The 18,962-nt window shown below is 62.5% G+C and carries 16 protein-coding genes; 2 read left to right on the top strand and 14 right to left on the bottom strand.

Features of this window, described 5'->3' with window-relative positions; all coding sequences use genetic code 11:
• Positions 1-38 precede the first annotated feature (38 nt).
• Both KI611_RS16905 and KI611_RS16910 read left to right on the top strand, forming a co-directional pair.
• A complete protein-coding gene (locus KI611_RS16905; RefSeq protein ID WP_226416817.1) occupies positions 39-1,055 on the top strand; it encodes a WD40/YVTN/BNR-like repeat-containing protein in 1,017 nt (338 codons plus the stop codon).
• Between the two features lie 5 nt (positions 1,056-1,060).
• Positions 1,061-3,439 (top strand): efflux RND transporter permease subunit, encoded by a 2,379-nt coding sequence (locus KI611_RS16910; protein ID WP_226416818.1) that lies wholly within the window; start codon positions 1,061-1,063, stop codon positions 3,437-3,439.
• Positions 3,440-3,637: 198 nt separating this feature from the next.
• On the opposite strand, the gene KI611_RS16915 is transcribed toward KI611_RS16910, so the two are convergent.
• From KI611_RS16915 to KI611_RS16980, 14 genes are all read right to left on the bottom strand, one after another.
• Positions 3,638-4,951 (bottom strand): DUF1329 domain-containing protein, encoded by a 1,314-nt coding sequence (locus tag KI611_RS16915; protein WP_226416819.1) that lies wholly within the window; start codon positions 4,949-4,951, stop codon positions 3,638-3,640.
• 22 nt (positions 4,952-4,973) lie between these two features.
• On the bottom strand, positions 4,974-6,941 hold the full coding sequence (locus KI611_RS16920; protein ID WP_226416820.1) for a DUF1302 family protein: 1,968 nt from the start codon (positions 6,939-6,941) through the stop codon (positions 4,974-4,976).
• 70 nt (positions 6,942-7,011) lie between these two features.
• Positions 7,012-9,402 (bottom strand): efflux RND transporter permease subunit, encoded by a 2,391-nt coding sequence (locus KI611_RS16925; RefSeq protein WP_226416821.1) that lies wholly within the window; start codon positions 9,400-9,402, stop codon positions 7,012-7,014.
• Between the two features lie 21 nt (positions 9,403-9,423).
• On the bottom strand, positions 9,424-10,383 hold the full coding sequence (locus KI611_RS16930; RefSeq protein WP_226416822.1) for a WD40/YVTN/BNR-like repeat-containing protein: 960 nt from the start codon (positions 10,381-10,383) through the stop codon (positions 9,424-9,426).
• 271 nt (positions 10,384-10,654) lie between these two features.
• Positions 10,655-10,846, bottom strand: coding sequence for a 2-hydroxymuconate tautomerase (locus KI611_RS16935; RefSeq protein ID WP_226416823.1), 192 nt, complete (start codon positions 10,844-10,846; stop codon positions 10,655-10,657).
• An 18-nt stretch (positions 10,847-10,864) separates the two neighbouring features.
• Entirely contained in the window at positions 10,865-11,653 is a 789-nt protein-coding gene (dmpH, locus tag KI611_RS16940; RefSeq protein WP_226416824.1) for a 2-oxo-3-hexenedioate decarboxylase, read from the bottom strand.
• The gene (gene dmpG / locus KI611_RS16945) at positions 11,650-12,681 is read right to left on the bottom strand and encodes a 4-hydroxy-2-oxovalerate aldolase (protein WP_226416825.1); all 1,032 of its coding nucleotides are present in this window, start codon (positions 12,679-12,681) and stop codon (positions 11,650-11,652) included. The genes dmpH and dmpG overlap by 4 nt, the downstream gene beginning before the upstream one ends.
• Before the next feature lie 12 nt (positions 12,682-12,693).
• Positions 12,694-13,623 carry an acetaldehyde dehydrogenase (acetylating) gene (locus tag KI611_RS16950; protein WP_226416826.1) on the bottom strand — a complete coding sequence of 310 codons (930 nt, stop codon included), beginning with the start codon at positions 13,621-13,623 and terminating at the stop codon, positions 12,694-12,696.
• A gap of 24 nt (positions 13,624-13,647) precedes the next feature.
• Positions 13,648-14,442: an SDR family NAD(P)-dependent oxidoreductase gene (locus KI611_RS16955; RefSeq protein WP_226416827.1), complete on the bottom strand. Its 795-nt coding sequence runs from the start codon at positions 14,440-14,442 to the stop codon at positions 13,648-13,650.
• Between the two features lie 10 nt (positions 14,443-14,452).
• Positions 14,453-15,235 carry a 2-oxopent-4-enoate hydratase gene (gene dmpE / locus KI611_RS16960; RefSeq protein WP_226416828.1) on the bottom strand — a complete coding sequence of 261 codons (783 nt, stop codon included), beginning with the start codon at positions 15,233-15,235 and terminating at the stop codon, positions 14,453-14,455.
• A 25-nt stretch (positions 15,236-15,260) separates the two neighbouring features.
• Positions 15,261-16,085 (bottom strand): alpha/beta fold hydrolase, encoded by an 825-nt coding sequence (locus tag KI611_RS16965; protein WP_226416829.1) that lies wholly within the window; start codon positions 16,083-16,085, stop codon positions 15,261-15,263.
• Positions 16,086-16,098: 13 nt separating this feature from the next.
• Positions 16,099-17,553, bottom strand: coding sequence for a 2-hydroxymuconic semialdehyde dehydrogenase (locus KI611_RS16970; protein ID WP_226416830.1), 1,455 nt, complete (start codon positions 17,551-17,553; stop codon positions 16,099-16,101).
• Between the two features lie 30 nt (positions 17,554-17,583).
• Entirely contained in the window at positions 17,584-18,006 is a 423-nt protein-coding gene (locus tag KI611_RS16975) for a GlcG/HbpS family heme-binding protein (RefSeq protein ID WP_226416831.1), read from the bottom strand.
• Positions 18,006-18,935, bottom strand: a complete 930-nt coding sequence (locus KI611_RS16980; protein ID WP_226416832.1) for a catechol 2,3-dioxygenase — start codon at positions 18,933-18,935, stop codon at positions 18,006-18,008. The genes KI611_RS16975 and KI611_RS16980 overlap by 1 nt, the downstream gene beginning before the upstream one ends.
• Positions 18,936-18,962 lie beyond the last annotated feature (27 nt).

Below are 18,962 nucleotides of genomic sequence, written 5' to 3' on the forward strand. Positions count from 1 at the left end.
CCCCCGTTGTATCCATCACCCCGATTCGGAAACGTCAAATGCACCATTACGCCGGAAACTCAGGCTGTCGAATTTCATTTGGAATTCGCCGGACTGTTCTGCTCTTGTCATCGCTGGCCCTGCTTGCCCAGCCGCAGCTGGCTGCTGCCGCCGAGCCAGCTGCGGCGCAGGCACTGCTCGCCCTGAAAGCCAAAGCGGGCATCAACAAGGTGGCGATCCTCGATGCTGTGCGTTCCGGCAAACGGATCGTCGCGGTGGGCGAACGCAGTCTGATTTTTGTTTCTGACGACGAGGGGAAAACCTGGTCAGCGCGACCGACCGCAAGCGAAAAATCATTGACCTCGGTGATCGTGCAGCGAGCAGGCGTACTGATTGCGGCAGGCCACAGCGGGGTGATCCTTCGGTCCATCGATGGCGGCGACAATTGGACGCGGTCGCCCGTGCCCGTTGGCCAGAAGGAAGCGCTGCTCGGCATGCTGGCGCTGTCGGATGGCCGAACATTGGCTTTTGGCGGCTATTCCAGTTTGCTCGAATCAGGCGACGGAGGGAGCACATGGGAGCAACGCAGCATCCTCGATGCGGAGATGGACAAGCATTTCTACGGGATAGCTGCGAGCGATCAATCTCTGGTTCTGGTCGGCGAGGCGGGATTGATTTCGCTCTCCAGCGACTTGGGAAAGACCTGGAAGATCGTCCCGTCGCCCTATCACGGCTCGCTTTTCGGCGTGGCGGCGCTGCCGAACGGCGTGTTCATTGCCTACGGCATGCGCGGAAAAATTCTCGGCTCTTTCGATCAGGGGCAGAACTGGCGCGAACTGGAGTCCGGTACCAAGTCGCCGTTTTTCTCCGGAACCCTGTTGCGGGATGGGCGACTGCTGCTCGGCGGCAAGGATGGCGTTCTGGCCATGATCACCGCCGATGGCCAGGCCGTTGAGACAAGGCATACCCGGGATCGCCGTAGCGTATCGCGCATAGTCGAAAGCCAAAAAGACGAATTGCTCCTGTTCGGGGATGTCGGCATTCGGCACATGCAGTGGAAGGATCTGGAAAAGTGACGAGAATGGACAAACTAAAACCAAGCATCGATACGGTGGCATTTCGCCGGACGAATTTTCAGGCCGGCCTGATCGGCACAGTGGCCTTCTGGATCTTCAGCAAGCGCTTTCCCCTCTTGCTCATCGGCATCCTGACCACGCTGGTGCTCGGCATCTCGGCTAGCCGCCTGGGATTGAAGGCCGAGTTCAACAAGATGATTCCGCTCGGCCATGAATACACCCAGACCTTCACGCAGTACCAGAAGGAACTGGGCGGCGGAAACCGGGTATTGATCGCCGTCAGCAACAAGCACGGAGACATCTTCTCCAAGGAATTCCTGGCCAAGCTACGGTCCGTACATGAAGGGGTGTTTTATCTGCCCGGGGTAGAACGGGCTTCGGTCACTTCCATCTTCTCGCCCAAGGTCGTTCATTATCAGGTCGTCGAAAACGGCTTCGAAGGCGGGCCGCTGATCGCGCCGGATTACGACGGGGCTCCCCTGGCGGTCGAGAAGGTCAAGGAAAACACCACGAAGTCCAACTGGGTTGGACGGATCGTCTCCAACGATTTCAAGTCGGCGATGATTTCGGCCGAGCTCATGGAAACCGACCCGGAAACCGGGGAAAGCCTCAACATCCATCACTTCGGGAATAAGCTCGAAGAGCTCCGGGCCAAACTGGAGGGCGACGATGTCGCCATTCACATCATCGGTTTTTCCAAGGCGACCAGCGATATCGTCAATGGCACCGGCAGTATCGTCATCTTTTTCGCCCTGACCTTCCTGGTCACGGCCCTGTTGCTCTACTGGTACTCCAGCTCCGGGATGTTGACCGCCTGGGCGCTGGTCGCCGCGATGATTCCCGTGGTCTGGCTACTCGGCATCATGCCGCTGGTCGGATTGACCCTCGACCCGCTGTCGATTCTGCTGCCCTTCCTGATTTTCGCCATCGGGGTGTCGCACGCGGTACAGATGACAAGCGCCTGGAAGCAGGAAGTCATGACGGGCGCCGATGGCCAGACCGCCTCGACCAATTGCTTCATCAAGTTGTTCATTCCGGGCAGCGTTGCTTTGCTGGCCAATGCGCTGGGCTTCATGGCCATTGCCTTTGTCCCGGTCAAGATTGTCCAGGATCTGGTCTTCACCGCCACCATCGGCGTGTCGATCATGATCGCCACCAACAAGATGCTGCTGCCCATCCTGTTGTCGTACATGAAGGCCGGTCGCAGCTGGGGAACAAGCCATGCCGGCCACGAGGCCGGGGCAGACCGCCTGTGGCGGGCGATGAGCTGTGTCGTGCAGCGCAAATGGGCGACGGTAGCCATTCTCTGCGGCCTCGGCTTGTTGCTGGGCGCCGCCCTGGTCGCCCGCGACCTGAAGGTCGGCGATTTGGGCAAGGGCATTCCCGAACTGCGCCCCGAGGCGCGCTATAACCAGGATGCCGAGTTCATTACCGCGAACTTCTCCCTCGGTGTCGATGTGCTGGGGGTCATCGTTGAACCCCGGAACATGCGCGAGCCGTGTCTGGAATACTCGATGGTCGATCATCTTGACCGTTTCGAGTTCGCCATGCGCCAGGTGGCCGGGGTCGAGTCGGTGCGAGGGCTGGGCGGCGCGGTGCGAACCCTGAATGTGATCAACAACGAAGAAAACATTAAATGGGATGGCATTCCGGAAACCCGTGCCCAGCTTGGCCAGTACATGACCGATGCCAACGCCAAGGACAAGGATCTTGCCCTGTTCGGTTGCCACACCGCCCAGGTCCTGCTTTACCTGAAGGATCATCAGGCCACCACGCTGACGCATGTGGTGGACGAGATCAAACGTTACCGGGAGAACTTCACCGACGACAGTATCCGTTTCCGTCTGGCAACCGGTAGCGCAGGGATCATGGCGGCGACCAACGAAGTGGTGGCGGATGCCGACTTGTGGGTGAATCTGGCCTTGTTTGGTTCGGTCAGCCTGTTGTGCCTCCTGACCTTCCGCTCAATTCGAATCACGGTGTGCATCGTCCTGCCGCTGGCGATCGTCACCGTCTTCTGCAATGCCATCATGGCCTGGCTGGATATCGGATTGAAGGTAAATACGCTGCCGGTGGTCGCGCTGGGCGTCGGGGTCGGCGTCGATTACGGCATTTACCTTTTCGAGCGGATCAAGCATGCGGTGGATGACGAGGGAAAAAGTTTGCAGGCAGCGCTTCTCGATGCCCTGAAACAACGGGGAACCGCCTCGGTATTCACGGCCTTGACCATGGCTGTTGGCGTTGGCACCTGGGTCTTCTCCGACCTGAAGTTCCAGGCGGACATGGGATTGCTGCTCGCCTTCATGTTTGTCGTCAATCTCCTGGCGGCAATCGTGCTCTCGCCCGCGCTGGCCGGGTTTCTTTGGCGCAACGGGAAGTCTTGATGAATCGTCGGCGCGCCGGACAGATCGCCACCCGGGGGCGCCGGTGACGTCGGCGGCCTGCTGAGCCGCCTCGCGGATCGATCGAGCCGTCTTTGGTGAACAAAAAAAGGGGGGCTTACGCCCCCCGAAGGAGAGAGACCGAGACATACGGGGTCCCTCAACCGCAGTCACCCGAGGTGGGTGGGAGATGGTCGGGACTCAGTCGCCGCCGCGCAGGTTTTGCACCTGGAAGAGTCCGGGCGGGTTCTTCTTGGGATCGACCTGTCCCTTGAACTGGCCGGTGGTGCAGTGTTTCGATTGCAGGTCGACCATCGAGAAGGCGTCGTCGATGCCGATGCCGGCCCCCTTGTTGACCGGCAGATGGCGGTCGGCGTGCGACTTGCCGACCATGAAGACCTTCCATAGCTCGCCCTTGCGATCGTAGATTTCGTTGGCGCCGTTCAGGTTGCCGAGCTGCACGTCCATGTAGAAGACCCGCTTGCTGACCGGATGATTGGCATTGACCGGGGCCGCCTCGAGCACGTAAACCTTGCGCAACTGCCAGGTTCCTTCGTGGAAGCAACCGCCCTGACCGCCAAAGGCGACGTATTTGTAGCCGTCGGCTTCGGCCGGCATGTCGCTCGCCAGCTTCAGTTCATCATGGTTCCACATCGGCAGCAGCACGTTCCGGGTGCCCTTGTAGGTCCACTTCATGTCGGAAACGCGACCGTTGTAGCCTTCGAAGTCTTCGATCATCAGATCGGAACCGAGGAAGGAGTCGGTCGCCTGGCCTTGCGCCAGACGCCGGACACGGCGCTGGAAGCCGAGGTAGAGATAGGCATCGTCAAGCTTGTTGTCGTCCTCGAAACGCTGGATCAGCAACTGGGTATTCTTCAGGTCGGCCGGCTCATGTGCCTTGGTATAGATGGCGCGGAAGATGCCCGAAGGATTCGGGGTGATTTCCGGCACCGGCGCATCCTTGGTGCGATGCATGAAGTTCAGGAAGTGAAAGTCCCACTTGATGGTCTTTTCCACCTGGCCGCTCTGCATGTTGCGGTACTTCCAGTAGAACGGGGAAATGATCGCCCCGTCACCCCAGTTCACCCCGTACTTGTAATTCCAGGCCAGCTTGTCGCCGGCGTGCGGATCCTTGACATCCGGCTCTTCCGGGAACGGACGGCCGGCTACGTAACCGGTCAGTTCGCCGGTCTTGGCGCCGAGCTTGGCCTTGTTCAGATTGGCCCTGGTCGCGTCGACGTAGGCCTTGTTGATGGTGAACTGAGTCGTTGCGCCAATCTTCAGTTCAAACAGGCCATCCTTGATCAGCTTGTAGACACCCGCCCCCAGCACGTCCTTGAACTGATCGACGTTGCTCTTGTTGATCACCGTTCCCGCCGTCAGGCCGGGAAAGCTCGGCATGCCCGCCTTGTAGGGGTTGAACGAGTTGTCGACATCCGCTTCGGTGGCCGCCTGCGCCACCCCGACCATGCCGACGGCAAGCAGCGGCACCAATGCAATCAAACGTTTTTTCATGTTTAGTCTCCTCTTTTTTAAATCAGAACTTGTAGTTCAGCTTGACGAACAGGTCGTTTTCCTTGAAGGCCGCACCAATCGGGCCGGCCCGGAAACGCCCGAGAGGCTCCATGCCACCCAGGCCCCAGGACTGGCCGACCGCCTGGCTACCGTCGTAGCTGGTAAAGGGAGCAAAGGGATTGCAGGAACGGCAATCGTCGAAATTCCAGCGATCGCGCCCTTCGGCCATCTTGTAATTGGCGCCGATGGTCAGTTTCAGGTCGTTGGTGTAGTTCCACTCCAGTTGTGGCGCCACGGCCGTTGCCACGGCCCGGAAGTCATGGGCAATGATCAGTTGCGGGCTGACCGTACCATTGCGCAGGAAGGCCTTGATCAACACCGTGCCGATAAAGTTGTCCTTCCAGTCGGGCATGCCGACCGGGCCCAAGGCCGCTCGGTGGTACTCGTGGTCGAAGATGTGCTGGTAGAACAACTGACCGGATATCAGGGTCGCCGAGGTTTCGCTGATCAGGGGGATGAAGGTCGGACGATCGACACCGATGACGGCGCGGAACACGTCGTTCTTCGAATACAACTCGCTGCGTGCGGTGTTCGAGAACTCCTCACCCTTGGTATAGGCGCCCTCCATACGAACCGAGGCGCCGACCGCTGGCAGCTGGAAGTCCATCGAACCACCGATCAGATTGACCCGCGGAAAATGCATGTCGAAGGCGATCAAGCCGCTGACCGGCGCGACGCCGGGAATATTGCCGTTGCCTCCGGTAAAGGGATTGACCGCCCCGGCCGCCCCGTTGATCGCATGCAGCGACGGCAGCTGGGAACGATAGGTCAGGGCATTGAGAGAGAACGACAGCCCGCCCGCCGTCACGCCTTCAAACTTGACGCCAAGCTGGGTATTGGCGAGCGACCAGTCCGGCAGATGGACATTGCGGATACCGATCTGGTGCGCGCCGAAGTTGGTCGCCAGCGTACCGTTGCCGGCGAAGTTGGCGACGGTGCCGCCGTTATCCCAGAGATTGGCCATGCCGCGGAAGAAACAGCCGGCATCGAGGATCGCATTCGGCGTGCCGCACTGCCCGAGGTTGTTGGCGCGGAACTTGTCGAAGTTCCAGACCAACTGGAAGTTGCGATCCTGCATCGAGTCGCTCGCCCCCATGCGGTACTCGGCCTGGGCGATCCACATCGGAATGCGGATGTCGGACAACTCGTCGTAGATATTGTTGCGCGAGAAATCGACCGGATTGATCACGTCGAGCACCCGGAACAGGTCAGTCCGCCCCCAGACCACCTGCTGCTTGCCGATCTTGACGAAGAGATCCTTGCCATCACCCAGACTGAAGGTCTTCTTGGCATAGAGCTCGCGGACGAAGTCGAGCCGGTCGTTGAACTCGGGCGCTTCGAGTTCGCTGAGCTTCTGGTTGCCATAACCGCCGAAGTCGCGGCAACCGCGGTTGTCGGTATCGCAAGGCCGGACCGGCACGGCGAAGGCGACACCGCCGTTGGTCTGGTGCCAGCGATCGCCGAGCACGCGAAAGCCCTCGTTCGGGCTGTTCGGATAGCTGTCGACAAACTTGTTGTTGACCAGACCGAAGGCGCCGGCAACGGCGGTATGGCCCAAGCCTCCGCCATAGGGAACGCTGCCGCCCCCGCCGGTGCTTTCCAGCTGCACGGCACCGCCGGCATTCTTGCCGTACTCGTTGCTGTTCATCCGGTATACACCGTCCCAGCTGCCGCGCAGGATACCGTGGATACCCCAGCCGTCACCGACCCGCTTGTCCGCTTCCATCTGCAAGGTGTTGCGGAACTTGGCCAGGCCGACGTTCTCCCGGCGCACGGTATGGTTTTCGTAAGTCGTGTCGATCTGCCAGGGCGATGAATCCTCGCCCATCGAAGGCAAGTCGTCCGCCCGGACCGGGCCGGCAAAGCTGGTGCATAGGACGATGCCCAGCACGCTCAGCCGCATTTTTGGATATTGCTTTGTCTCGCTCATGTTTCCCCCAGCGCTTGGTGTGTTCAAGAAGGATGGCTTTGCTGTTCCCCCCGGTTTCCGGAGTGTTTTGTTAGTCGTTTTCGAGCACCCCGTCCTCGTCGTAATGGACGGCCGTCACAAACTTCGGTTTGAAGACGACGCACCACGACGGCACGATCAGCACGGCGGCGATCGCATTGACGATGAGCATGAAGGAGAGAAGGATCGCGGCGTCCGACTGGAAGCGCAGGTCGGACATGAAGATCCACATCACGACGCCGGCGATCAGCGTCACGGCGGTGAAGCTGACGGCATAGCCGGTGGTGGCGACGGCATTGATCACCGCCTTCTTGATGTCCTGCAGGTGGGCGTATTCCTCGCGGATGCGGTCCATGAAATAGACCGCATAGTCGATGCCGACCCCGACCCCGACGGCGATCACTGGCACGGTATTGACGCTGATCCCGATGTCGAGCGCCCCCATGTAGGCGTAGGTCATCAGCGTCGAGAAGAGCATCGGCAGCACCATCAGCCAGCCGGCATGGAAGGAGCTGTAGTAGATCATCACGATCAGGAAGGCGAGCAGCATGACCGCCGGGATGATGATCATGTGGTCGGAATGCAGCGCCTGGTTGCCGGCCGCCGTGACGCCGATGATGCCGCCGCCGAGTTCGATGTGCAGACCGGGCACTTCCGCCTCGATCTGCTTGATGCCCTCCTCGGCCAGCGCGACGATGCGGTTGATGGTCCCGGCCTGGTGGTCCTTGTAGTAGAAGACCATGTTGGCTTCGCTCTCGTCGGCATTGACGAATTCCTTCAAGGCGCCGGGAATCGGGCTGGAAGCCATGTAGGCGAACATCAGGCCGCCGATTTCGCGGGCCGTGTCGGGCAGTTGCATCCAGCGCGGATCGTCGTTGTGGGTCAGCTTGTTGACCACGCGGACGACGCCCGGCATGGCCTTGGTGCCGCCCAGCGTCGGGTCGTTCAGCATGTGCGCCTGAAAGCGTTCGATGGCGGCCATCACGTCCGGCCGCTTGATGCCGCCCGGCACGTCGGTACGCGCCACGACGTGCAGTTCCTCGGAGCCCGGGAAGCGCGTGTTGATCGCCTTGGTGGACACGTTGTAGTCGTGGTTCAGGTGGAGCAGCGGCGAGCCCGGCTCGGATTCGCCGAGTTGCACCTTGCTGACGAAATACATGCCGCCGATCGCCCCGATCAGCGTCAGGATCAGGATCGAACGCGCGCCGCCATCGGTGCCGCCGGTCAGCGCCATGGCCTTGCCGAGGAAGTTGCGGATACCCTCGTTGCCGTTGGCGTGCTTTTTCGGGGCCGGCAGGATGGTCAGAGCCAGCGGCACCATGAAGTGCACCGTGAAGATCACCGAGAAGCCCCAGAAGCCGGCAGCCAGACCGAGCTTGTGATTGAACGGCGCGGCGCCCAGCATCAGCACGGCGATCCCCAGCGCATCGACGATGATCGCCAGCGAACCCGGCCGGAACAGCGCGTCGAGCGCATTGCGGGCGGCCTTCGGGCCGTCATGGACAATCGCCAGTTCCTCGTAGTAGCGCACCACCAGCTGCACGCCGTGCGAGGTGGCGCGGGCGGCGATGAGGAAGGGAATGGGCAGCGACAACGGTTCGAGATTGATCCCCATGAAGGCCATGAAGCCCAGGCCCCAGATCGACGACAGCGCAATGCCGAGCAGCGGCAGCGCAATGCCGTAGAAGCGGCGGAAATAGAGGATGAGCAGCGCCGACAGCAACAACAGCGTCCACGCCAGGATCTCGACGATCTGGTTGAGGTAGGTATAGACCCAGCCGGTCAGCACCGGATTGCCGGTGACGTAGATCTGGTGACCCGGCTTTTCCAGGCTTGCTCGCACCTTCTGCAAGGCGGCGAAGGTCGCCGGATAGTCGATGTCGCCTTCGTTGAGCTGCGCCTTGATCAGCGCCGCCTTCATGTCCGGCGAAACGAGCAGGCCGAAAATGGTCGGGTTGGCGATCACGTCGTTTTTCAGTTGCTCGAGTTCGGCCACCGTCCGGGTCGGCTGCAGCGGATCGTAGTAGGACTCGGAAGCGAAGCCGCCCTGGTCGTCGAGGAAGACCTTGCGCGCCGTGCGGTGGGTCAGGCTGGTCACCAGGTTGTGATTGACGCCGGGCAGGTTGTCCACACCCAGCGTGGCTTCGTGGATCAGCTTCAGGGTTTCGTCGTTGAAGATGGAGCCCTTGTCGACCTCGACCGACATGACGATCATGTTGGCGCCGCCGAAATTTTCCTTCAGACGGTTGTAAACCTTGATGTAGGGATGGTTCTGCGGCAGCAGGTCGGAGAATTCGGTAAATACCCGCAGGCTGGGCAGGGCCGCGCCGAACAGGCAGGTGATCAAGAGCACCAGCGACAGAACGATCTTCGGATTGCGGAAAATCCATTCCTCGCCGCGATGCAGGGCATGGGTGATGGTGTGGCGGAATTGGCTAACCATGGCGTGGTTTTCTCCGGGCTCTTATTGTTTGGCGACGGTGCTGACGGCGCGCAGCAAACCGCCGGGGCCGCCGATGACGACGGCCGACTGGCCGGGCAGCGAAGCGCCGCCGCCAAGGAAGACCGGCAGCGGATCGGTATAGGGCAGGACGCGCCAGGTGTCGCCGTCGAGGCGGGCGATGACGCCGCCCGAGCCGACGCCGACCGGCACGCCGTCATGCAGGAACAGCCGGTAGAGCGAGGCATGCGCCGCGTTGACCTGCTTCTGCCAGCTCCGGCCGCCATCCGTCGTATGCATCATCTGGCCGGCGATGCCGCTGACCCAGCCTTCGTTGCGGCTGGCGAACAAGGCGGCGTAGGGATAGAAATCGCCGGGAATCTTGGCGCCCTTCTTCCAGCTTGCCCCGCCGTCCTCGGAAAACACCGTCAGGCCGAACTCGCCGAGCGCGATGGCGTTCCGGTCGTCGAGAAACTGCAGGCTGGTGATCTGCGTGTCTTCACCGAGATCGGTGCTTTGCCAGGTCTTGCCCCGGTCCTTGCTGCCGGCGATCACCGCGTTGGTGCCGGCGACCCACCAGCCGCCCTGCTTGTCGCAGGTCACCGACAGCGGCGTGCGCGGCGCTTCGATCGGCACCGATTGCCAGTTGGCGCCGTCGGCATCGGCCGACCACACCTTGTGGTAATGATCGACGGCAACGAAGCCCTGGTCGCCGCAAGTCGCGATATCGACCAGCGACGCATTGCCGAGCGCGCGGCGCTGCCAGCTCTTGCCCTGATCGACGGAAACCAGCGCGGCACCATCCTGGGTGCCGACCACGACGACCTTGCCGTTGCTCGCCACCGCCTGGGCGATGTCGTAGCGATGCACGGCACGCTGGCGTTCGGCGGCAATGCCGGACATGTCCGGCACTGGCGAACAAGCGGCCAGGAGTCCACCCGCAAGTGCCCCCCAGACCGGCAACAACGCAATTTTCCTGGTCATGCTCATACCCTTCCTCCGGTGTCTCGTACCTGTGGCGGTACTTTTTGTTTTCCCACTAGAATTACGATTAGGAAAACTGATTTACTTGTTTTTCTTGAAGCGAACTATGCCTTCCCGAGAGAAACCCCGTCCAATACCAATTCCCATATCAATCAATACCTTGCAGGTATGAACAACGGTTTTTCAGGCAAAAAAATGCCCCGCCGCCCTGACGGGCGGTTTTTCCTGCTTTTCGGGATGGCCGCTCAGCCCGGCCGGGCTTTACGCGACGCTAGCGCCCGAGGTCCTTGGCGGTCTTGCCGCCAATTCCCCATTGCGCCTTGGGCACGTCGTGGATCCAGACGCGAACGTTTTCCAGCGGCGCGCCGACGGCTTCGCTCAGGGCGGCGCTGACTTTCTCGATGACCGCCTTCTTCTGCTCCTCGGTGCGGCCTTCGATCAGGTAGATCTGGGCAAATGGCATGCTGTCTCCCTTCGCTATTTAAATGAACCGCACGCCGACGCTGCCCAGCGCCTGGATCCGCAGATTGACGTGATCGCCGGCCTGCACCGCGACGGCTTCGGTGACGCCGCCGGAAAGAATCATCGTGCCGGCCGGAATCTCTTCGCCGCGAGCCCCGAGATGGTTGGCCAGCATCGCGATGGCCGCCGCCGGATGGCCGAGCACGGCCGCCCCGGCGCCGATCGCCACGGCTTCGCCGTTCTTCTCCATGACGACACCCAGCGTGCGCAGGTCGACTTCGCCGACCGGCACCGCCTGGCCGCCGAGCACGAAGCGCGACGACGAGCAGTTGTCGGCAATGACGCTCTTCAGGTCGAACTTGAAGTCGCGGTAGCGCGAATCGATGATTTCGAGGCCGGGCATCACGAAATCGGTCGCTGCCAGCACGTTGCCGATGTGGCAACCAGGCCCCTTCAGGGCCTTTTTCAGCACGAAGACGATTTCCGGCTCGATCTTGGGATGGACCAGTTCGGCCACCTTGATCTCGCCGCCGTCGGCGACGCTGAAATAATCAACGAGGAAGCCGAAGCACGGGGTGTCGACGCCCATCTGCTTCATCTTGGCATGCGAGGTCAGGCCGCACTTCAGGCCGACCACGCGATTGCCGCGCGCCAGCTTGCGGCGCAGGATCTCGGCCTGGATGGCGTAGGCGTCATCCCAGTCCATCTCGGGATGAGCCTCGGTAATTTTCACCACGTCATGCGCCTGCAACTCGGCGTTTTCGAGGTGCTCGGCGAGTTGCTCAATAACTTGCTGGGTGAGTTTCATGCGATCAATCCCCGTTCTCTAGCCATGGTAATGGCGGTGTCTTCAATCATGTCCTCCTGCCCGCCGACCATGCCTCTGCGGCCCAGCTCGACGAGAATTTCGCGGGCCGGTACGCCGTACTTCACCGAGGCGCGCTTGGCGAACAGCAGGAAGGAGCCGTAGACGCCGGCGTAGCCGAGGGTCAGCGCATCGCGGTCGATGCGGATCGGGAAGTCCATGATCGGTACGACCAGGTCTTCGGCGACATCGGTGATCTTGGCGACATCGACACCGGTTTCGATGCCCATCAGGCTGCACACGGCGATGAAGACTTCCATCGGCGTATTGCCTGCCCCCGCGCCGAGGCCGGCGGCCGCCGCGTCGATGCGGTTGGCGCCGACTTCGATGGCAGCGATCGAGTTGGCGATGCCCATCGCCAGATTGTGGTGGCCGTGGAAACCGAGTTCGGTTTCCGGCTTCAATGCCGCACGCACAGCGCCGAGGCGCTCCTTGACGCCGTCCGGCAGCAGATGGCCGGCCGAGTCGGTGACGTAGATGCAGTTGGCGCCGTAGCTTTCCATCAGCTTGGCCTGCTTGACCAGGCCTTCGGCGCTGTTCATGTGGGCCATCATCAGGAAGCCGACGGTATCCATCTCCAGCTTGCGGGCCATCGTGATGTGTTGCTCGGAAACGTCGGCTTCGGTGCAGTGGGTGGCGACGCGGATGGTGTTGACACCCAGGTCGCGCGCCATCTTGAGGTGGTCGACGGTGCCGATGCCGGGCAGCAGCAGGGCCGAAACCTTGGCCTGCTTCATCCGGGGGATGACGGCGCCGAGGTATTCCTCGTCGGTGTGGGCCGGGAAGCCGTAATTGACCGAGGAGCCGCCCAGACCGTCGCCATGCGTGACTTCGATCAGCGGGACACCGGCTTCGTCGAGGCCGGTGGCGATGGCGATCATCTGGTCGAGGCTCATCAGGTGCCGCTTGGGGTGCATGCCGTCCCGCAGGGTCATGTCGTGGACGGTGATTTTCTTGCCGCGCAAACTCATTTCATATTCTCCTTAGGCTGCCGCTTTTGCGTTTTTGATTGGCTCGAGCTTGAGCGTGCCCTTGATCATTTCTTCGGCGAACATCTCGGCCGTCCGCGCGCCGGCGGCGGTCATGATGTCGAGATTGCCGGCGTAGGTCGGCAGGAAGTCGCCAAGGCCCTGTACTTCGAGGTAGACCGAAACGCGGTTGCCGTCGAAGACCGGGCCGTTGACCAGGCGGTAGCCCGGCACGTATTTCTGGACTTCCTTGATCATCGCGTGGATCGATTCGGTGATGGCGGCCTGGTCCGGGGCGGTTTCGGTCAGGCAATGCACGGTGTCGCGCATGATCAGCGGCGGTTCGGCCGGATTGATGATGATGATCGCCTTGCCCTTGGCGGCGCCGCCGACTTTCTCGACGGCCCCGGCAGTGGTCCGGGTGAATTCGTCGATGTTCTTGCGGGTGCCGGGACCGGCGCTCTTCGAGGAGACGGTGGCGACGATTTCGCCGTAGGCCACCTTCTGGACGCGGGACACCGCAGCGACCATCGGGATGGTGGCCTGGCCGCCGCAGGTGACCATATTGACGTTCATTTCCCGTTTGCCGACATGCTCGACGAGATTGACCGGCGGCACGCAGTAGGGGCCGATGGCGGCCGGCGTCAGGTCGATCATCAGCACGCCGAGCTCATTGAGCTTGCGGCTGTTCTCGGCATGGACGTAAGCCGAAGTCGCATCGAAGGCGATCTGGATGTTGTCGGCCAGGACGTGCGGCAGCAGGCCGTCGACGCCGTCGGCGGTGACTTTCAGGCCGAGCTCGGCGGCCCGTTTCAGGCCTTCCGATTCCGGGTCGATGCCGACCATCCAGGCCGGTTCGAGGAAGGGGCTGCGCTTCAGTTTGTAGAGCAGATCGGTCCCGATGTTGCCCGGGCCGATCAGCGCGCATTTGATTTTCTTGCTCATGTTGGAGTCCTTGTTGGAAAGTGTTCAACAAATGGTGGAAACGATCCCGCCCTCGACGCGCAGCGCGGCGCCGGTGGTCGCGGCAGCACGGGTGCTGCACACGTAGGCGACGAGCGCGGCGACTTCGGCCGGATCGATCATGCGTTTGAGGATGGAAGTCGGGCGGCCTTCGGCGAAGAAACGACGCTCCATTTCTTCAAGGGGGATGCCCTGCTCGGCGGCCAGCTTGGCGAAGAATTCGCCGACGCCTTCCGAGCGCGTCGGGCCGGGCAATACGGCATTGACCGTGACGCCGGTGCCGGCGCAGCTCTGCGCCAGACCGCGCGACACTGCGAGCTGGGCCGACTTGGTCATGCCGTAGTGGACCATCTCGCCCGGCGTGTTGATGCCGGATTCGCTGGAGATGAAGACGATGCGCCCCCAGTTGGCGGCCGTCATGCCCGGCAGGTAGTGGCGCGCCAGACGCACACCGCTCATCACGTTGGTGTCGAAGAAGCGCTGCCATTCGCTGTCGGGAATCTCGGCGAACGGCGCCGGATCGAAAATGCCGAGGTTGTTCACCAGGATGTCGACCTGCGGCACGGCGGCGGTCAAGATAGCGATGCCAGCCGGGTTGGACAGGTCGGCCGCAACGCCTGCGACTTCGGCACCGGCGACCAGTCCGCGCAGGCGTTCGACGGCTTCGCCAACGGCTTGCGGCTGACGGCCGTTGACGACGACGCGTGCCCCTTCGCGGGCCAGTTCGCAGGCGATGGCGAAACCGATGCCCTTGGTCGAACCGCTGACCAGGGCGCGCTTGCCGGAAATTTGCAGATCCATGGTCGGCGCCTTAGACGAACTTCACCGAGCAGCCGCCGATGCCGCCGATCGTGACGCGCAGGCTGTCGCCCTTGACCACCGGCACCATGGCGCCCATCGCACCGGACAGCACGATGTCGCCGGCCTTCAGCGCAATGCCCAGGCTGCCCAGCGTATTGGCCAGCCAGACCATGGCGTTGACCGGGTGGCCCATGGTCGCGGCGCCGGCGCCGGTGACGACGATCTCGCCGTTCTTCTCGAGCACCATGCCGCACAGCGCCAGATCGACCTGGTCGATCGGCACCAGCTTGTCGCCGAGCACGAAGACGCCGCAGGAGGCATTGTCGGCAACGGTATCCTGGATCTTGATCTTCCAGTCCTGGATACGCGAATCGACGATCTCGAAGCAGGCCATCACCCCTTCGGTCGCCGCCAGCACGTCGGCCGCCGTGACGCCCGGCCCGAGCAGATCCTTTTTCAGCAGGAAGGCGATTTCGCCTTCGGCCTTGGGCTGGATCAGCTTATCCATCGGGATCGACTCGCCTTCGTTGTACACCATGCCGTCGAGCAGGTAGCCGAAGTCCGGACGATGCACGCCGAGCATGTTCATCACCGCCTTGCTGGTCACGCCGATTTTCTTGCCGACGACTTTCTCGCCCTTTTCCAGGCGACGCGACAGCATGCGCTGCTGGATGTGATAGGCGTCCTCGACGGTGATCTCGAAACCGCGCGAGGTCAGCGGGCTGATCGTCCGGCAGTTGGCGAGGGCTGCGTAGAGCTCGTCGCCCAGTTCATTGATTTGTGATTGTTCCATCGCGCTTTTTCCTCTGTTGTGCTCTCTATTCGGCCAGGAAATTGCTGACCAGTTGATTGAAACGGCGGTTGTGCTCGATCTGCGCCCAGTGGCCGCACTGCCCGAAAACATGCAGTTGCGAACGGCTGATCCAGTGGTGCAGGGTCAGCGAGTTGGCGAGCGGGATGACTAGGTCGTCGCGACCGTGGACGATCAGCGTGTCGTGCGTGATGGCCCGGATATCCGCTTCGCTGCAGGCCATGGCATCGACCCAGCGCTGGCGCGGGGCCGGGAACATGGCCGCGAAGGATTCCTGGAAACCCGGCCGGATGCTGGCCTGGTAGCGCAGTTCGGCCAGCTCGTCGGTGACCAGGCTGCGGTCGTGGGCGAAAATGTCGAGCAGGCCGCGCATGGCGGCCAGCGACGGCTGGTAACCCCAGACCGCATCCAGTCCCGGCGTGATGGCGAACGGCACGCCGACGCTGCCCATCAGCACCAGCCGGCGCACCCGCTGCGGATGACGGATGGCCAGGGCCAGCGCGATGGCGCCGCCGAAGGAGTTGCCGACCAGATCGGTCTGCTCGATATCCAGCGCATCGAGCACACCAACGGCGTGATTCACCCAGGCATCGAGCGAGTAGCTAACGCCGGCCGGCCGTTCGGTGTAGCCAAAACCCAGCATATCGGGCGCGATCACCCGACGCGAGACAGCCAGGTCCGGCAACACCAAACGCCAGTTGGCCCATGCCGTGACGCCCGGCCCGGAGCCGTGGATCAGCATCACCGGCTGCCCCGTGCCCTGATCGTGCACGTTGGTGGCAAGGCCGGCGGCGACGATGTTGCGGCCGATTTCCGGGCTGGTCGTGGTCATGGGTAAATTGCCCTCAGAGCTTGATGCAAATGTTCTTGAGTTCGGTGTAGAACTCAAGCGAATGGACGCCGCCTTCGCGCCCGATACCGGACTGCTTGGCGCCGCCAAACGGCGTGCGCAGGTCGCGCAGGAACCAGCTGTTGACCCAGACCAGGCCGACTTCCATCTTCGCCGCGACGCGGTGGGCGCGGGTGACGTCCTGGGTGTAGACCGAGGCGGCCAGGCCGTAGCTCGTGTTGTTGGCGCGCTTGACGACTTCTTCCTCGCTGTCGAAGGGCATCACTGTCGTGCAGGGCCCGAAGATTTCCTCGCGCACCACCGCGGCATCGTCACCCAGGCCGGTCCAGATGGTCGGCTGCACCCAGGCGCCGTTGGCCAGTTCGCCCGGCATGTCGGGCACGCCGCCGCCGGTGACGACCGTGGCGCCCTCCTCGACTGCCTTTTTGTAATAGGAGAGCACCTTGTCGCGGTGTTCCTGGCTGACCAGCGGCCCCATGTTGCTGGCCGGATCGGAGGGCACGCCGAGCTTCAGCTTTTCGGCGCCGGCCTTCAGCGCGGCGACGAACTTGTCGAACAGCGGCCGCTCGACATAGACGCGCTCGGTGCCGAGGCAGACCTGGCCGCAGTTGGAGAAGCAGGAACGCAGCGTGGCTTCGATGGCGACGTCGAGATCGGCATCGGCGAAGACGATGGCCGGGTTCTTGCCGCCCATTTCCAGCGATACCGGGCGGGCGCCGTCGGCGGCGGCCTTCATGATCGCCGCACCGGTGCGCGTTTCGCCGGTGAAGGTGATGGCATTGACGCCTTGGTTGGTGGTCAGGAATTCGCCTGCCGAGTTCGGGCCAAAGCCATGCACGACGTTATAGACGCCCTTCGGCACGCCGCAGGCATTCATCACTTCGCCGAGCAGCGTCGCGGTGGACGGCGTTTCTTCCGACGGCTTGACGACCACGGCATTACCGCAGGCCAGCGCCGGGCCGACCTTCCAGGTCATCAGCAGCAGCGGCAGGTTCCACGGGCAGACGACGCCGACCACGCCGACCGGGCGGCGCATGGCGTAGTTGATGGCGCCCTTGCCGTCCGGCGTCGCCAGTTCGAAGAACTCGGTCGGCGCGTTCTTGATGACGTCGGCGAAAATCTTGAAATTGGCCGCGCCGCGCGGAATGTCGATGTGGCTGGCAAGGCTCTTCGGCTTGCCGGTGTCGGCACACTCGGCTTCAAGGAACTCGTCGAAGCGACGGGTGATCTCGTCGGCCACCTTGTTCAGGATGTCGGTCCGTTCGACCACCGTCATCTTGCCCCACGGCCCTTCCAGGGCAGCGCGGGCGGCGGCGACGGCGGCATCGACTTCGCGTTTGCCGGCTTCGTGCACCAGGCCGATCACCGAATTGTCGAGCGGCGTGCGCTTCTCGAACTGCTTGCCGGTGGCAACGAATTCGCCGTTGATGAAGTTGAGGATTTGCTTCATTGCTGATTTTCCTTTTTTGGTTTGCTGTTCTTACGCCAGGCCGATGGCCCGCAAGCCGGCCCTTGCACATTCCTCGTCCTCGGCCTCGGAAGCACCGGAGACGCCGATGCCGCCGAGCCAGTCGCCCTCGCCCACCGGCAGGCCGCCACCGAAGACGACCAGTCGCGGCCGTGCCGAGAAGCCGAATTTCATCCCGTCGTCGTGGCCGATGGCGCCCATCCAGGCCTTGGTCGGGAAGCCGAAGCTGGCCGAGGTGTAGGCCTTGTCGATGGCGATCTCGATCGAGTGGATGAAAGCACCCGGCATGCGCAGGAAGGCCATCAGGTTGCCGCCACGATCGACCACGGCGACATTGATCTTCCAGCAGTTCTGCTCGGCGTGGGCGACCGCCGCCGCGCAGGCGGCAGCCGCGGCCTGCGCGGTGATGCCGGGTTGCGTGGCGGCGACCTGCATCAGGTCACCACGCTCAGGAAGCTGTCGTTCAGCGTGCGGTCGTGATAGAAAATCCCGCGCCCGACATCGCCCATCGTCCACTTGATCGGCTTGCCGTCCGGGTAGGACTGGTAGCCGCCGCAGAAGGTCTCGAAACGGTTGCCGGACGGATCGAAGGCGTAAATTGTCGTGCCGCGGGTGACGCCGTGCCGGGTCGGGCCGATATCAATGGAGACGCGATTGATCGACATCAGGTCGGCGGCGCGCAGCACCTTTTCCCAGCTATCGAGCAGGAAGGAAATGTGGTGCAGCTTGCCCGGCTCGGGATGGCGGACGAAGGCGATGTCGTGCGCCTTGATCGAGGTCGATAGCCAGATGGCCAGGTCGCCGCTGCCGTCCTCCAGTTCGATGTGCTCGACCAGATAGAAACCGAGCACGTCCTGCAGGATGGCCTGGGCCTTTTCGATGTCCGGCCCGTAGCACAGCAGGTGATCGAGGCGGACCGGGGCGATGCCGTGCTCGGCCGCCGGAATCCAGGCTTCCGGATTGATGTAGGGCTGGCCGTTGCCGATGTCGGTCTTCTCGGCATACAGCTCGAAGGTATGGCCGGTGGGCAGCAGGAAGCGGACGCGTTCGCCGGTTTCCAGCATCTCGCGAGCCGGGATGCGCTCGGTCTTGACGCCGTAATCCTTGAGGTCGGCTTCCAGCTTGTTCAACGTCGCCACGCTATCGACCTTGAAGCCGACGAAATCGAGGCCGGCGGTATCGGCCTGGCGGATCAGCACGCTGTTGTGGTCGCGCTCGTCCCAGGCCTTGAAATAGACGCGGCCCTGCGCGTCGCGCCCGGTCTCGACGAGGCCGAGCACGTTGGCGTAAAAGTTGATGCTTTCTTCGAGATCCAGAACACGTATTTGCACGTGCCCCGGACGTAGTACTCCAGTCATTGCCATTTTTTCGTCTCCTTTATTTTTGGCCGG

The organism is Dechloromonas denitrificans, from assembly GCF_020510685.1.
In the GTDB taxonomy this organism is placed as follows: domain Bacteria; phylum Pseudomonadota; class Gammaproteobacteria; order Burkholderiales; family Rhodocyclaceae; genus Azonexus; species Azonexus denitrificans_A.

What these genes read in the sequence shown, in the direction of transcription:
- dmpH (WP_226416824.1), bottom strand. Translation starts at nt 11,653, where the DNA reads ATGAAACTCACCCAGCAAGTTATTGAGCAACTCGCCGAGCACCTCGAA.
- KI611_RS16920 (WP_226416820.1), bottom strand. Translation starts at nt 6,941, where the DNA reads ATGAGCGAGACAAAGCAATATCCAAAAATGCGGCTGAGCGTGCTGGGC.
- KI611_RS16910 (WP_226416818.1), top strand. Translation starts at nt 1,061, where the DNA reads ATGGACAAACTAAAACCAAGCATCGATACGGTGGCATTTCGCCGGACG.
- KI611_RS16965 (WP_226416829.1), bottom strand. Translation starts at nt 16,085, where the DNA reads ATGACCACGACCAGCCCGGAAATCGGCCGCAACATCGTCGCCGCCGGC.
- KI611_RS16935 (WP_226416823.1), bottom strand. Translation starts at nt 10,846, where the DNA reads ATGCCATTTGCCCAGATCTACCTGATCGAAGGCCGCACCGAGGAGCAG.
- KI611_RS16980 (WP_226416832.1), bottom strand. Translation starts at nt 18,935, where the DNA reads ATGGCAATGACTGGAGTACTACGTCCGGGGCACGTGCAAATACGTGTT.
- KI611_RS16955 (WP_226416827.1), bottom strand. Translation starts at nt 14,442, where the DNA reads ATGGATCTGCAAATTTCCGGCAAGCGCGCCCTGGTCAGCGGTTCGACC.
- KI611_RS16925 (WP_226416821.1), bottom strand. Translation starts at nt 9,402, where the DNA reads ATGGTTAGCCAATTCCGCCACACCATCACCCATGCCCTGCATCGCGGC.
- KI611_RS16970 (WP_226416830.1), bottom strand. Translation starts at nt 17,553, where the DNA reads ATGAAGCAAATCCTCAACTTCATCAACGGCGAATTCGTTGCCACCGGC.
- KI611_RS16975 (WP_226416831.1), bottom strand. Translation starts at nt 18,006, where the DNA reads ATGCAGGTCGCCGCCACGCAACCCGGCATCACCGCGCAGGCCGCGGCT.
- KI611_RS16905 (WP_226416817.1), top strand. Translation starts at nt 39, where the DNA reads ATGCACCATTACGCCGGAAACTCAGGCTGTCGAATTTCATTTGGAATT.
- KI611_RS16950 (WP_226416826.1), bottom strand. Translation starts at nt 13,623, where the DNA reads ATGAGCAAGAAAATCAAATGCGCGCTGATCGGCCCGGGCAACATCGGG.
- dmpE (WP_226416828.1), bottom strand. Translation starts at nt 15,235, where the DNA reads ATGGAACAATCACAAATCAATGAACTGGGCGACGAGCTCTACGCAGCC.
- dmpG (WP_226416825.1), bottom strand. Translation starts at nt 12,681, where the DNA reads ATGAGTTTGCGCGGCAAGAAAATCACCGTCCACGACATGACCCTGCGG.
- KI611_RS16915 (WP_226416819.1), bottom strand. Translation starts at nt 4,951, where the DNA reads ATGAAAAAACGTTTGATTGCATTGGTGCCGCTGCTTGCCGTCGGCATG.
- KI611_RS16930 (WP_226416822.1), bottom strand. Translation starts at nt 10,383, where the DNA reads ATGACCAGGAAAATTGCGTTGTTGCCGGTCTGGGGGGCACTTGCGGGT.